Genomic DNA, 15,209 nt, shown 5'->3' on the forward strand with positions numbered 1-15,209 from the left:
CCGGCATCAATAACGCGCACTTTGTTAACAATCTTTGGCCGAATGGCATCGCCACCCGGCCAATAAATTACTGAGAAATCACCGTTCCGGTTTTTCCTTCAATCCCTTCTTTCGCTTTGCTCAACACGGTAATCAGTGCTTCGCGACCTGCGCGAGAGCGGGCAAATGATGCGGCGGCTTCCACTTTCGGCAGCATAGAACCTTTTGCAAAATGCCCTTCTTCGATAAAGCGTTCTGCATCGGCCAATGACAGGCGATCGAGCCACTGCTCATTCTCTTTACCGAAGTTAATCGCCACTTTTTCTACAGCAGTCAGAATGATCAGCATATCGGCATCGATCATTTCTGCTAAACGGGCGCTGGCCCAGTCTTTATCGATAACCGCACTGGCGCCGCGCAGATGGTTACCTTCTCGAATCACAGGAATACCGCCACCGCCAACGGTGATCACAACCTGTCCTGCATCTACCAGCGCTTTAACTGTCTCTTTTTCAACAATATCTACCGGCTTAGGCGAAGCAACGACACGACGATAGCCGCGACCCGCATCTTCTTTCAGGGTATAGCCCTGTTTTGTCAGTTGCTCTGCTTCCTGCTCGGTAAAGAACGAACCGATCGGTTTGGTTGGGTTGAGGAAGGCCGGATCGTTAGCGTCGACTTCGACCTGGGTAACCAGCGTTGCAACGGGTTTATTAATGCCACGAGAAAGCAGTTCTTCTCTTAAGGCGTTTTGAAGATCGTAACCAATATATCCCTGACTCAACGCAACACAGACAGACATTGGCAGCATCGGTGAATGCGCTTCAGTTTTTGCAGCGGCTTCGAATGCCTGGTTAATCATGCCTACCTGCGGTCCATTACCATGAGTGACGATAACTTCATGTCCCTGGGCAATTAAATCAACAATTGCCTGAGACGTAATTTTTACCGCTTTCATTTGTCCGGCCAGATCGTCGCCCAGCGCATTCCCGCCGAGGGCGAGAACAATTTTCTTACTCATTTTTCCTCACTCATCATTCTTGATTGTGTATAGATCCCTGGCAGTGGTTAGAGCACGGGAGGGACAAACGGTTTGCGTCGCAGGAAACGTCCCCGTCCGGCTTTGCCTGTAAAGGTGCCGTCACAGAAAATCGTTTCACCACGGGATAAGGTTCTGACAATTGCGCCCTGACAGGTAAAGCCCTCCCAGGGAGAGTAGTCGGCGTTGTCGTGGAGATGGCGGTGCTGAATTTGTTGGCTCTGGCGTGGGTCGATAATCACCACGTCACCATCTGAGCCGGGTGCTAATAATCCTTTTTGTGGCCACAGGCCAAACAGCCTTGCGGGCATCGCACTGGTTAGTTCAACAAAACGCTCCGGTGTGATACGTCCCGTCATCACGCCACTGGAGAACAGCAACTGCATGCGATTTTCCACACCGGGCAAGCCATTTGGGCAGCGGCTGAAATCGCCTTTAGAAATTTGCTGGCGCTGGGCCATCGAGAAGGTGCAGTGATCGGTCGCCACCACGTCAATCGCACCATCGCTGATACCACACCACAGTTTGTCCTGCTCGCGAACGTTGCGCAGCGGTGGGCTAAGAATGAACTTCATGCCATCTTCTGTATCGTAACTGCGTTCGTCCAGCAGGAGATATTGCGGGCAGGTTTCAACCCAGACTGGCTGGTGATTCGCGCGAGCAAGGCGCAGATAATCCAGACCTAAGCCGTTAGACAGGTGCACAATATAGAGCGGGGCGTTACCGGCGATTTGTGCCAGGTTAATCATTCTGGCGATGGCTTCGGCTTCGCATTCCAGAGGTCGGCTCAAGGCGTGGTAGCGCGGCGCGGTTAACCCAGCGGCGATAAACTCTGCTCGCTTACTGGCGATTGCGGCGTCATTTTCTGGGTGTACAGTGGTCAGCGCGCCGGATTCATGCAGGCGGCGTAATGCCTGTAGGACTTCATCATCGTTGAGTTTGTATTGATAGGTTAAATAGAGTTTAAAACTGCTCAGCCCTTCTTCGACCATCATCGGAATTTCGTCGAGGATGGCGTGATTAATATGCTGGATAACACCGTGGAAGCTGTAGTCGATGACCGCTTTATGGGCGGCATAACCACGATAAACTTCCAGTTGATGGCGTAATCGGCAGCCATTCGGGCCAAATCCCATATGATCAATAATGGTTGTTGTACCGCCACACGCGGCTGCGCGGGTACCGGTAAAAAAATCATCACAACTGCGCGCGATGCCGACATCAATATTGAAATGTGTATGGACATCTACGCCGCCAGGGAAAACGTAACAGCCAGTGGCATCAATTTCTTCACAGGGGAGTTGCGGCGAAATATCTTTGCCTAACTGGCGGACAATACCGCTTTCAATCAGCAAGTCCTGTTTGGCTTGTCCATCTGCGTTAACGACAGTGCCGTTTTTGATCAATACGCGCATAGCAAACTCCAAAAAACCCTCCGGCGAACCGGAGGGAAATAGGTGAAGAGTAATTATTCTGTTGCCAGCCAGCTTAACGGGATTGCAGCGTACATAGCGGCACAGGTCACCAGGTGAGATTTCCAGGTTTTTTCGTTTGGCGCGTGTGCTTCAGGTTCTTTACCCGGTCCAAAGCCGATGACCGGAATGCCGTGACGGCCCATGATGGATACGCCGTTAGTTGAGAACGTCCACTTATCAACGACCGGTGCTTTGCCAAACAGACCTTCGTAGGCATTCACCAGCGTTTTAACGGTGAAATGATCTTCTTCCACTTTCCAGGTCGGGAAGTAGCATTCGGTTGGGTAAACCAGGCCAGTCCAGGACGGACGGTCGTAGTTGTACATAGAAACGACAGCATTGGCTTTCTGTACCGCAGGCAGGGCGCGGATTTCATCCAGCGCGCCTTCCCAGGTTTCGCCCCAGGTCAGGCGACGGTCGATGGAAACGGCACAGCTGTCTGCTACTGCGCAACGACTTGGTGAGGTGAAGAAAATTTCGGAAACAGTCAGAGTACCTTTGCCGAGGAATTCGTCATAGCCCAGACGTTGGGACAGTTCTTGTAACTCGCCAAGAATCGGACCCATTTTGAAAATGGCGTTATCACCGCGTTCTGGTGCTGAACCATGGCAGCTAACGCCCTGAACATCAATGCGAATTTCCATACGACCGCGCTGACCACGATATACCTGGCAGTCGGTTGGTTCGGTACTGACCACAAATTCCGGGCGAATGCCGGATTGTTCAATAATGTACTGCCAGCACAGACCGTCGCAGTCTTCTTCCTGTACCGTACCGGTAACGAGCAAGGTGTATTCATCTTCCAGACCGAGGTCTTTAATGATCTTACCGGCATAAACCATTGATGCCATGCCGCCTTCCTGGTCGGAAGTACCACGGCCACCGATCAGCTCGTCGGTTTCCATGCCTTCGTACGGGTCGAATTCCCAGTTTTTGATGTTACCAATTCCTACGGTGTCGATGTGAGCGTCCATCGCAACCAGACGCGGACCGTGGCCGATATAGCCGAGAACGTTACCCATCGGATCGATTTCAACTTTATCGAAGCCGACTTTTTCCATCTCTTCTTTAATACGATGTACTACACGTTTTTCGTCGCAGCTTTCACTGGGAATAGCAACCATATCGCGCAGGAAGCGAGTCATGTCTGCCTGGTAATCTTTTGCTTTTTCAAGAATCAGTTTGAATGGAATATTCTTAGCCATTATTTTTCTCCAGATTTTTTACTCCCCGTTTGGCGGGGAGTTGTTCCAATAGGGTGATTAAGGTGCTACAGAGTGTTTGCCTTCCCAGACAACTTCGCGGTAGTGCTTCACGTCGGTGTCGCCTTCGGTGCTGATAACCAGGACGACGGCATCTTTGTTCAGCGCCAGTTTTTCCATCAGGCTTTGACGTTGCGGGTGATAATGAACAGCCGCGAGAATGCCCAAACCGACAGCGCCGGATTCACCAGAAATGATGCGTGGATCGTTGCCGTACGGATTACCCAGCACGCGCATACCTAATGCGGCAACGCTGTCCTGACAGGAGATAAATTGGGTGGCACAGTTACGTAAGATTTCCCAGCCCAGAGGGTTAGGTTCGCCGCAAGCCAGGCCCGCCATAATAGTGGCCATATCGCCGCCAACGTTGACGATGTCACCTTTGACGCCGGAGCGATAAATACAGTCAGCTTTGTCAGGTTCAACAATGATGCTGTGCAGATTTTGCGGGGTGTAAACATCCACCAGATAACCTAGTACGCCGCCGGCCATAGCGCCGACACCGGCTTGCAGCAGAACGTGAGTTGGTGTTACGCCCAGTTCACGCATTTGCTCGACGGCTTCATCTGCCAGAGTGGCGTAGCCCTGCATGATCCAGGTTGGGATTTTGGTGTAACCTTCCCAGGCAGTATCTTGCACCACTTCCCAGCCGTGTTGCTGCGCGTGTTGCATGGTCAGGCGAACGGTATCGTCATAGTTCATATCAGTGACGATGCACTCGGCTCCGAGGTTCAGAATGGCGTCAACGCGTTCCTGAGCGGAACCTTTCGGCATGTAAATTACCGCGTTCTGACCGAGTTGCTGTGCTGCCCAGGCAACACCGCGCCCGTGGTTGCCGTCGGTCGTTGTAGCGAATGTCATTTTTTCGCCGATGGCATTTTTCAGATGCTCGAATGACAGCGTTTCGATATCAAGATGATATTTTTCGCACAATAATTGAGCGATGGCGTACGCACCGCCGAGCATTTTGAAGGCGTTCAGACCGAATCGTTTTGATTCGTCCTTAACGAGAATTTTCTTCACACCAAAAAGGTTTGCGAGATCGTCCAGCGCACAAAGCGGTGTTGGGCGATAGCCAGCAATTTTCTGGTGGAACTGGCGCGCCAGTTTTGCCTGGCTTTGCGAAAAGAGCGGTGATGTTTCGCCGTTGAAAAATTTGTTATCGGCGATATCAATCTTCAATGAGAAAACGGACATATCCTATCCTTTTGGCCTCTGGAAATAGAGAGCCGACCTGTCGATCGGCCCGAGGGGGTTATTTCACGCGTTCTTGCGCTTCTTTAAGCAGTTGTTCGAGCAGTGCGCCTGGTTTGGAATATTTACGGGACAGGATCATCGCGGCGATGATGTATGGCTTCCAGCTGGCTTCTTTGTAGGTCGCGATACGGTATTTTTCGAATACGCCTTCAGTGACTTCTCCTTCTTTGCAGGATACGCCGCTGATATCGGCTGGCAGGCAGTGCATATACAGGGCTTCGCCATCACGGGTCAGCTCCATCATCTCTTCAGTACAATGCCAGTCTTTGTGCTGTGCGTTCTGTGCCAGACACTGTTTTTCCAGCGCTTTCAGTCCTTCGTGATCGTTAGCGCGCAGCAGTTCAGTACGCTCTTCCATCACTTTGTAAGGTGCCCAGGACTTCGGATAAACGATGTCAGCGTCTTTGAATGCTTCTTCCATGCTTGTTACCTGACGGAAGCTGCCACCGGAGGCTTTAGCATTGTTTTTAGCGACTTCAACGACATCCGGGATCAGGTCGTAACCTTCGGGATGGGCAAGGGTGACATCCATACCGAAGCGGGTCATCAGACCGATGATGCCTTGTGGTACAGACAGCGGTTTGCCGTAGCTTGGGGAGTAGGCCCAGGTCATGGCGATTTTTTTACCTTTCAGGTTTTCCAGCGAACCAAAGTGTTCACGTAACCATGCCAGGTCAGCCATTGATTGAGTCGGATGGTCAATATCGCATTGCAGGTTAACTAAAGCCGGGCGCTGCGGCAGTACGCCTTGCTTGTAGCCGTCGTCGAGGGCCGCGCCAACTTCACGCATATAGGCGTTACCCGCGCCCAGATACATATCGTCACGAATACCGATAGCGTCAGCGCAGAAGGAGATCATATTAGCGGTTTCACGGACAGTTTCGCCGTGCGCAATCTGTGATTTACCTTCATCGAGATCCTGCTGTGCAAGGCCGAGCAGGTTAAGTGCGGAAGCATAAGAGAAACGGGTACGGGTGGAGTTATCGCGGAATACAGAAATACCTAATCCACTATTAAAGACTTTGGTAGAGATGTTTTCGGCACGCAGTGCTTTTAACGCTGCGGCAACGTCCAGTACTTGTTTCAGTTCATCTGGCGTCTGTTCCCACGTTAACAAAAAATCTTTCTCGTGCAGGTGAGAGGTCAGCGAATTGATATCCTTAATCAGCTCATTAACAGTTTTCATCATAAAGTCCCGGTAGTGGAATGACAGGCAAAGTGGTTTATTTCACTGTGACTTGCCAAAGTGATTGGTGTTTTCACAGCTATACCAGTGACTAACAATAAACATGCCAGAATTATCTACGCGGTCGCGAAATGCTAATCAGACAGGGGATATGTGGGATTGATCACAAATTATCGCCATACTACGGAAGTTAAGAAAATACGAAAACGTTTGGCTTTTTTAATGCTGTTATTTATTTGCTGCTAAGTATCAGAAATAAGATAAAGGGACAGGTGAAAGCTCGTCAGTTTGATAAACTCACATCCGTAATTCTCATATTGATATAGAAATGTGATATCACTTCCATAATTTCATTAGAAAGTGATAAAAATCTTATGTTTTTAGCAAAGCGATTTTTGCCTGAGTTAATATCGTTATGATCTGTGAACCATCAACGTCTTCAATGATCGACTTTTAAGTGATTCTGGAAGGTAAAGCTATGGAGCTTGCTAATACGCAGTCAGTTTTGATGCAAATTCAACCAACAATTCAGCGTTTTGCCAGAATGCTAGCCAGCGTTTTGCAGCTTGAGGTTGAGATCGTTGATGAAAACTTGTGTCGCGTCGCTGGAACCGGCGCATATGGGAAATTTCTTGGTCGCCAGTTGAGTGGCAACTCACGCTTGCTCCGCTATGTCCTCGAAACGAAAACCGAAAAGGTCGTGACACATTCTCGCTTCGATCCCCTTTGTGAAGGCTGCGACAGTAAAGAGAGTTGTCGTGAGAAGGCATTCCTGGGGACGCCCGTTATTCTGCAGGATCGTTGTGTCGGAGTGATAAGTTTGATTGCTGTTACTCATGAGCAACAAGAACATATCAGTGATAATTTACGCGAATTTTCAGATTACGTTCGCCATATATCGACTATTTTTGTCTCGAAACTCCTGGAAGATCAGGGGCCGGGAGATAACATCAGTAAAATATTTGCTACCATGATCGATAATATGGATCAAGGTGTATTAGTTATTGATGAGGAAAATCGTGTTCAGTTCGTTAATCAGACTGCATTAAAAACACTTGGCGTTGTGCAAAATAATATGGTTGGGAAACTTATTCGTTTCAGGCCATTAACATTTGAGAGTAATTTTACTCATGGACATATGCAACATATTGTCTCGTGGGATGATAAAAGTGAATTGATAATTGGTCAGTTGCATAACATTCAGGGACGACAGCTATTTTTAATGGCGTTTCACCAATCCCATACCAGTTTTTCCGTGGCAAATGCATCTGATGAACCGCATATTGAACAATTGGTTGGCGAGTGCCGTGTTATGCGGCAATTAAAACGGCTGATTAGCCGCATCGCACCTAGCCCCTCCAGCGTCATGGTCGTTGGTGAAAGTGGGACCGGAAAAGAAGTGGTAGCCCGTGCTATTCATAAGTTGAGTGGGCGACGGAACAAACCCTTTATCGCTATCAACTGCGCGGCGATTCCGGAGCAGCTTCTGGAGAGCGAGCTGTTCGGTTATGTTAAAGGCGCATTTACTGGCGCTTCTGCCAACGGTAAAACAGGGCTGATTCAGGCAGCAAACACGGGAACGCTGTTTCTTGATGAAATTGGCGATATGCCTTTAATGCTTCAGGCAAAACTGCTGCGGGCGATTGAAGCGCGCGAGATCCTGCCTATTGGCGCCAGTAGCCCAATACAGGTCGACATCCGCATCATTTCTGCAACAAACCAGAATCTGGCCCAGTTCATAGCCGAAGGTAAATTCCGCGAAGATCTTTTCTACCGACTTAACGTTATTCCTATCACTCTGCCACCGCTACGTGAGCGTCAGGAAGATATTGAACTGCTGGTGCATTACTTTTTACATCTCCATACCCGTCGCCTGGGATCGGTTTACCCGGGTATTGCTCCCGATGTTGTTGAGTTACTGCGTAAGCATCGTTGGCCAGGAAACCTGCGAGAGTTAAGTAATTTGATGGAGTATCTGGTCAACGTCGTTCCTTCGGGCGAAGTCATCGACAGTACGCTACTACCACCAAATCTGGTTAATAACGGTACGACGGAGCAAAGTGAGATGCCAGAAGCCAGCGAGGCACATTTGGCTCTTGATGATGCTGGCGGCACAGCGCTGGAGGAGATGGAAAAGCAGATGATTCGCGAAGCGCTCTCACGGCATAACAGTAAGAAGCAAGTCGCTGATGAGTTGGGAATTGGCATCGCCACGCTTTATCGTAAAATTAAGAAATATGAATTGTTAAGCGCATAGTCATCAATAAATCCGGCCTGAATTCAGGCCGGATTGCGTATTACTTCGTTTCTTCGCAGTCCAGGACAGTATTCACAATCATTTGATATCCGGTACAACGACACAGATTCCCAGCCAAACCACGGCGAATTTCCGTAATGGTTAACGGTTTCTCTCGAGGTTTTGCCAGCATTGCCGTCGTGGCCATAATAAGCCCCGGCGTACAAAAACCACACTGTACAGCGCCAGATTTCGCATAAGCCTGTTGTACATGAGAAAGTTTGCCGCCTTTCGCTTCGCCTTCCAGTGTGCGGATCTGTTTTCCTTCAGCCCAAGCGGCCAGGTATAAGCAGCTGTCTATCGCGGTTCCGTCAACCAGCACCGTACAGGCACCGCATTCACCAACGCAGCATCCTTGTTTGACACTAAGCAGCCCTTGTTCGCGGAGCAGTTCCGAAAGCGGCATGCCTGGCGCGGCGTGAAGCTGAAAAGGCATATCGTTAATGATGCATTCAATAGTAATACTTTCGCTGTGATTCATTGCAATTTTCCCCCCGCCGCAGCGACGGCTTCGCTAATCACTTTTTTGGTCATCGTCTGAATGAGATGCAGACGGAACTCTTTACTTGCTCGCCATGAAGAACGCGGTGCGACATCCTGTAGGACAGATTCGCAGATGGCCTCCAGTGTTTGCTGGTTTAATGGCGCATTTTGTGCAGCCTGTTCGGCATGTTGGCAGCGGATCGGCGTTGGTGCGGCAACACCAAATGCCAGACGCAACTCGCTGAAGTAGCCGTTGTTCAATCGACAGTGAGCGGCACACCCGATTGTTGAAATATCCATCGCATCGCGCATGGCATATTTATAATGTGCGCTACCTGCGTGTTCTTTTGGCTGCGGAGGAAAATGAAACGCGACCAGAATTTCATCATGCTCAAGGGAAACCTTACCTGGTCCGGTATGAAAACCATTAATCGAGACGAAACGGACCCCACGCGGTGAATGGATTTCCAGCTTCGCGTCATAAATCAGTGTTGGTGTTGCTGAATCTGCGCTGGTGGCGCCGTTGCAAATATTTCCGCCGTAGGTAGCGACGTTACGGATTTGCGGGCCGGCAATAGACGAAGCCGCAGCGCATAATGCCGGGAGATGATGTTGAGTTACAGGATCTTCAATGAGCTGGGTAAATGTCGTTGCAGAGCCGATGCGTAGTGCACCATCTTCCGCCAGCGTAATTCCCTGAAGCTCCGCCAGATTGTGGATATCAACAATATGGCGATAGCGATCATTGTGATGGTGGAGTTGAATCAGTACGTCAGTGCCACCGGCGAGCAGTTTGGCCTGCGGATTTTGAGCCAGCAGGTTGGTTGCATCGGCAACGGTCGTTGCGCGATGGTAAGAAGCAAAATCAAACATGATGTTATCCTCAAATCAATCCTGCCAGATGGAACTCTTCATATAACCGTTTTGGTGTCAGCGGCAGCGTATTGATTGCAACACCGGTAGCCATCTTCACCGCATTACGAATTGCAGCGGCAACAGGAATAATTGGCGGCTCACCCAGTGACTTATGTCCGTATGCAGATTGTGGTTCATTAATTTCGACAAAGGCACTTTCCAGTTGTGGCAGATCCGGCATGGTCGGCATTTTGTAATCCAGTAAATTTGGGTTACGCACCACGCCACTTTTCGCGTCGATGATCATCTCTTCAAAAAGCGCCCAGCCGATGCCCATCCCCATCCCGCCGTGAACCTGACCTTCAGCCAGCAGCGGATTAAGAATATGGCCCGAATCATGAACGTTGAGGATGCGGTTGATGGTGACCTTACACAGCGCGATATCGACTGTCAGATCAACAAAGGTACAGCCAAACGCCGGTGGGTTCGTGGTGGTTTTGATTGAGCTTTCTGCAGAAAGTTGCCCGCCACGTTCAGGATGATAAAACGCATCCATTGCCAGATCTTTTAACGACAGTAACGCCTCTTTCGGTCGTTCAACCAGTACGATATGGCCTTTTATCAGGGTTAGATTCATCGCCGACAGATGCAGCATTACTGCGGCGTGAGCGATGATTTTCTCTTTTAATAACAGTGCCGCACTGCGCAGCGCAGGCGCGGCAACATAGCTCTGACGTGAGGCAAATGCGCCGGGATCGAATGGCGTAATATCGGTATCTTGCGTCGAAATTACGTGTACATCACTGACCGGAACGCCCACGGTTTCAGCTACCATTTGCGAGAACACCGTGTCGGCACCCTGACCGATTTCCGTCGCGCCGCTTTGCACGTTGATGGTTCCATCCTGATTCATCAACAGGCGTGCGCCCGCGATTTCTACGCCGACAGGCCAGGTGTTAGAGGTGTAACTAAAACAGGCAACGCCAACGCCGCGGCGCAGATTGCCTTGTTGCTTCTGGCACTCCGCACTGCGCTTTTCCCATTCAAATATTTCCCGTCCTTTTTCCAGGCACTCTGGTAATCCGGCACTGTAAATGCGTTTGCCTGTGAGTGGATTTGCATCGCCTTCACGAGCGGCGTTGCGTAAACGAATTTCGATAGGGTCGATACCCAGCGCTTCGGCAGCGTCATCCAGCATGGATTCAACAGCAAAAACTACCTGCGGTGCGCCATAACCACGCATCGCACCCGCTGAGGGCAGATTGGTATAGCAAGTCTTTGAGCTATAAGAATAGGCACAGCGCGGGTAGAGATAAGCAACTTTATTGCCGCCTGCAGAAGCGATGGAATGACCGTGTGAAGCGTAAGCGCCGGTGTTAGACAGAACATCCAGGCTATAGCCTTTTAGCGTACCATCGCGGTTGACGCCCATTTGTCCGTCAATGGTAAAAGCGTGGCGAGTGCGGGTCGCCAGAAAACATTCTTCGCGGCTTAGGGAAACTTTCACCGGAATGCCGCCGAGTTTGCTGGTCAGAAATGCCGCCATCGGCTCTTCCAGTACATCTTGTTTATTACCAAAACCACCGCCGACAAAGGGCTTGATAACCCGCACGCACGACCAGGGAATATCCAGCGCCTGACCGACAACGCGGCGGACAATGTGCGGGATTTGGGTGCTGGAAACGATGGTAATTCGTGAATCGTCTTCCATCCACGCCAATGAGGTCACACTTTCCATATGACAATGTTGAATGACGGGGGTTTGATAATGGCCCTGCAACTGGTAATCGGCGGCATCGATTGTTTGCTGGACATCGCCCGTCGACATCGTGCTTTGTTTCAGTAAATTGCCGCCGCTATGGATTGGCGCAGCGTCTTCTGCCAGTGCCGCTTCTGGCGTGGTAATGACGGGTAATTCCTGCCATTCGATGTGAACAAGTTGCGCCGCTTTTTCCGCTGTGAGTTCATCACGGGCAACGACAATAGCAACCGCATCTCCATGATGGCGGACGTGGCGTGTTAACAGAGTGCGATCGGCAGTATCGCGTTTATTTTCATCCAGAGTCCAGGCATGGCCCGCCGTGGCAAAGGAAATATCAGGGACATCTTCCCAGGTAAATACGGCCAGTACACCTGGTAAACTTCTGGCTTGTTCATCGTTAATGCTCACCGCATAACCATGTGCTATTGGGCTACGTACATATTTCGCGTAACACATGCCCGCCATAACATAATCGTCAGTATATCGTGCCCGCCCGGTGACCTTCGCAATGGCATCGACGCGCATGCATGATTCACCTGTAGCGGTTGCTTCCCGCGCTTCCATAGAAATCCCCTTGATTTGAACATTTGGTTCTTATGGCAATGATTAAGTCTTTGCAGGCAAGAATTACGCCAGAAACGACTATAAACACGAGGGGAGGGGGGAAGTGTGATGTCGTTAAAAAAAACGCTACGGATGATGCATTTTTATCAGCAAAGAAAGTGAGTGCAGTTTATCAATATGAGTGTGATAAAAATCATTGTGATAAATGAGTATTTGAGGTCAATCAGGATGGTTCCGATGTTTGCCAACGATGCTAATTGATTCTTTAACAGTTATTGATTCGTACATGCCTGTTCCCACGCAATGGATTGGGGATCTGACGGGGGGCTGCTATGATATAGCGTCTTGTTTTTTAGCGAGGAAAGATTTTGAGCGCAGGACGCCTGAATAAAAAAACTCTGGGTATCGTGATGCTGTTATCGGTAGGGCTGCTTCTGGCTGGCTGCTCAGGTAGCAAATCATCAGATACAGGAACGTATTCCGGCTCCGTTTACACCGTGAAACGGGGGGATACGCTTTATCGTATTTCACGCACCACGGGAACCAGCGTAAAAGAGCTAGCCCGACTCAACGACATCTCCCCCCCCTATACCATTGAAATCGGCCAAAAGCTGAAACTGGGTGGGGCGAAAAAAAGTAGTAACGGCACGCGTAAATCCACCGGCAAATCGACGACAAAAACAGCGTCAGTGACACCGTCTTCGGCCGTTTCGAAATCTTCATGGCCGCCGGTTGGGCAACGTTGCTGGTTATGGCCAACGAGCGGAAAGGTTATTATGCCTTACTCAATGGCAGATGGCGGCAATAAAGGGATTGATATTGCGGCGGCACGCGGGACGCCAATATACGCTGCAGGTGCCGGGAAAGTGGTATATGTGGGTAATCAGCTGCGTGGTTACGGTAATCTTATAATGATTAAACACAGTGAAGATTACATTACTGCTTATGCCCATAACGACACGATGCTGGTGAACAATGGGCAAAGTGTTAAAGCCGGGCAAAAGATAGCGACTATGGGAAGTACTGATGCGGAATCCGTGCGGCTACATTTCCAGATTCGCTACCGTGCTACGGCAATAGATCCTTTGCGCTACTTGCCGCCACAGGGTAGCAAGCCAAAGTGCTGATGGCGAATTAATCAGCAGTCAGTAGCAAGGCACTTGCTTAGGAGAGCGTAAGGTTTATAATGCCTTACGCATCTCGAAGCGGGCGTAGTTCAATGGTAGAACGAGAGCTTCCCAAGCTCTATACGAGGGTTCGATTCCCTTCGCCCGCTCCAGTTTCTTACTTTTTCTCTTTCTCAGTTTTTTCCGTAGTCATCGAATTCTTCCGTTATTGTTGATACGTTCACGTCAGATGTAGATAAATCCAATATCCCCTATAAAAATAGAGTGTATAGCTCAAAATATAGAGCGCTATTCTGCTTATGATATTTATTGCAGATCAAGCGACCTCATATTGAGCATTAAAATCAATAATGCTGTTAACTTTTGTCAATTGCTTCAATTTTTGAATGTTATTGATAATAACTAAATGATATTCTTTCTCTGTTCCGTGATAAGAGAACGCATTTCTTTCATTGTGTGTTGTAGAAACATATACATCAATGCATTTTTTTATTATAGCGGCTTTATGTCTTTTTGGTTCAAGTAGCAGTGACTGGTCTATACAAGCGATAGCATCTTCAATTCTTTCGTTATATATATTTACCAGTGTCTTATAGTAATACAAGGAGGCTACATCTAATACTTGTGTCTGTGCATGGTCAAAAAAAATGCGTGATGCAGTCGTTTGTCCGGAAAGACCGGTTATCAGTCCCATAATTCCTAAAATATTCCCATCGAAAATATTTTTATCAGATACCTTATCTATAAAGGCTAATGCTTTTTGAGTTGCATGTTTAAGTTCGTATAGACCATGAAGTGCCATAGACATATGACATTCAGCCAACAGGCAATAGCATTCATTGGTTATTGACTGAGCATTAGATTTATTTTTAACACTTTCAAATATAGTTATTGCATTGGCAATGCTTTCAGGCGTGAATTCATTCAGTTTCATTTTTCCCGGCAGACATTTCGGCTGATAAAATATTTTCATCAGAAGGTACGTGTCGGGACATAAAACCTGGTTCTACTTTAGGTTTCTTCATTGCCAGATATAAGTTGCTAATTATAAAGTGTGAGATTTTTTGTATGTCATCTGCCTGAAGATGTGTGCTGGCAATAAGATAAAAACTTTTTGCATCGATTACTTCAATATATAAACTATTTGAAGCATCATATTTGCTGATTCTTCCTGTGACAAAATAATCGGGTTTGAACCTGGCCAGGAAGGCTGTCTGAGATTTATTATCTATGCAATACTGGGTTGCAGCCATTGGATATATATATAGATCATCGGTTTTTTTATTTGAGATTAGTTGTACAAGTTCCTGATTAAGCGCTAATGGATCCTGACTACTGTGAGATATTGTAAATGGAAATAAAGCAATAGTGCTGCCTGGAACATTATCTTGATTTTCTTTTATCTTGAATACTTGCCCACTGAATCGATAACCTTTTCTATATATGGTTTCAATGCAACGGTTGTAGCCAATTCTTTCAAAAATACATCTTAATGAATAGATGCATCGTGTAAGGGATTCGTCACTTACAATTACATTTTTCCATACAGATTCGATGATCGCATCTTTGGATACAACATTTCCCGCCGATTCAAGCAATACAAATAATACACCGAGTTCTTTCGGCGGGATGTAAAATTCCTCATTCCCTTTTGTAAGAATGCCATCTTCTGTAAGTATGATTCCATCAGGGAAATGATATGAGAACTTATTTTCTAAATCCATTAGCTCACCTCTATTAAGTTTGTGGTTTTTGGCATCCTGCATGAGTAACAGATATAACTGATATTCATATATTTCATTTAACGAAATTCATCATGATTGTTTAAGTTAATTTATATTAGCTTGATGTGATTGTAATCTGAAATATTCTTAATTAATGATTTGTTAATCATGTAAGTATATAACCTATTGAAAATCATTGA

The 15,209-nt window shown here is 48.0% G+C and carries 10 protein-coding genes, 1 tRNA gene and 1 pseudogene; 3 read left to right on the forward strand and 9 right to left on the reverse strand.

What is annotated here, in order from left to right:
* Positions 1-67: 67 nt before the first annotated feature.
* From arcC to ygeW, 5 genes are read right to left on the reverse strand one after another with little or no spacing between them, the layout of a single operon-like run.
* Positions 68-1,000, reverse strand: coding sequence for a carbamate kinase (gene arcC / locus CRI63_RS14325; RefSeq protein WP_130207792.1), 933 nt, complete (start codon positions 998-1,000; stop codon positions 68-70).
* A gap of 47 nt (positions 1,001-1,047) precedes the next feature.
* Entirely contained in the window at positions 1,048-2,433 is a 1,386-nt protein-coding gene (gene hyuA, locus CRI63_RS14330; RefSeq protein WP_130258070.1) for a D-phenylhydantoinase, read from the reverse strand.
* Between the two features lie 53 nt (positions 2,434-2,486).
* The gene (locus tag CRI63_RS14335; protein WP_064529812.1) at positions 2,487-3,698 is read right to left on the reverse strand and encodes a YgeY family selenium metabolism-linked hydrolase; all 1,212 of its coding nucleotides are present in this window, start codon (positions 3,696-3,698) and stop codon (positions 2,487-2,489) included.
* Positions 3,699-3,755: 57 nt separating this feature from the next.
* The gene (dpaL, locus tag CRI63_RS14340; RefSeq protein ID WP_135519901.1) at positions 3,756-4,952 is read right to left on the reverse strand and encodes a diaminopropionate ammonia-lyase; all 1,197 of its coding nucleotides are present in this window, start codon (positions 4,950-4,952) and stop codon (positions 3,756-3,758) included.
* A 58-nt stretch (positions 4,953-5,010) separates the two neighbouring features.
* Entirely contained in the window at positions 5,011-6,198 is a 1,188-nt protein-coding gene (ygeW, locus tag CRI63_RS14345) for a knotted carbamoyltransferase YgeW (protein ID WP_001360948.1), read from the reverse strand.
* A 478-nt stretch (positions 6,199-6,676) separates the two neighbouring features.
* On the opposite strand from ygeW, the gene CRI63_RS14350 reads away from it, so the two are divergent.
* Complete coding sequence (locus tag CRI63_RS14350; RefSeq protein WP_135385564.1) at positions 6,677-8,455, forward strand: sigma-54-dependent Fis family transcriptional regulator; 1,779 nt, start codon at positions 6,677-6,679, stop codon at positions 8,453-8,455.
* A 40-nt stretch (positions 8,456-8,495) separates the two neighbouring features.
* Here the strand turns inward: CRI63_RS14350 and xdhC are convergent, their stop codons facing one another.
* The 3 genes from xdhC to xdhA are packed head-to-tail and all read right to left on the reverse strand — an operon-like array spanning position 8,496 to position 12,158.
* A complete protein-coding gene (xdhC, locus tag CRI63_RS14355) occupies positions 8,496-8,975 on the reverse strand; it encodes a xanthine dehydrogenase iron sulfur-binding subunit XdhC (protein WP_130207784.1) in 480 nt (159 codons plus the stop codon).
* A complete protein-coding gene (gene xdhB / locus CRI63_RS14360) occupies positions 8,972-9,850 on the reverse strand; it encodes a xanthine dehydrogenase FAD-binding subunit XdhB (protein WP_135519903.1) in 879 nt (292 codons plus the stop codon). The genes xdhC and xdhB overlap by 4 nt, the downstream gene beginning before the upstream one ends.
* A 10-nt stretch (positions 9,851-9,860) precedes the next feature.
* The gene (xdhA, locus tag CRI63_RS14365) at positions 9,861-12,158 is read right to left on the reverse strand and encodes a xanthine dehydrogenase molybdenum-binding subunit XdhA (protein ID WP_135519905.1); all 2,298 of its coding nucleotides are present in this window, start codon (positions 12,156-12,158) and stop codon (positions 9,861-9,863) included.
* Between the two features lie 368 nt (positions 12,159-12,526).
* Here xdhA and actS point away from each other — a divergent pair, with 368 nt between their 5' ends.
* Together actS and CRI63_RS14375 are read left to right on the forward strand one after the other, a co-directional pair.
* A complete protein-coding gene (gene actS / locus CRI63_RS14370; RefSeq protein WP_130217906.1) occupies positions 12,527-13,285 on the forward strand; it encodes an amidase activator ActS in 759 nt (252 codons plus the stop codon).
* A gap of 78 nt (positions 13,286-13,363) precedes the next feature.
* Positions 13,364-13,437 (forward strand) — tRNA-Gly (locus CRI63_RS14375).
* Positions 13,438-13,601: 164 nt separating this feature from the next.
* Here the strand turns inward: CRI63_RS14375 and CRI63_RS14380 are convergent.
* A pseudogene (locus CRI63_RS14380) lies at positions 13,602-15,009 on the reverse strand (winged helix-turn-helix domain-containing protein).
* Positions 15,010-15,209 lie beyond the last annotated feature (200 nt).

It is taken from the genome of Escherichia sp. E2661, from assembly GCF_004745185.1.
Classification (GTDB): domain Bacteria; phylum Pseudomonadota; class Gammaproteobacteria; order Enterobacterales; family Enterobacteriaceae; genus Escherichia.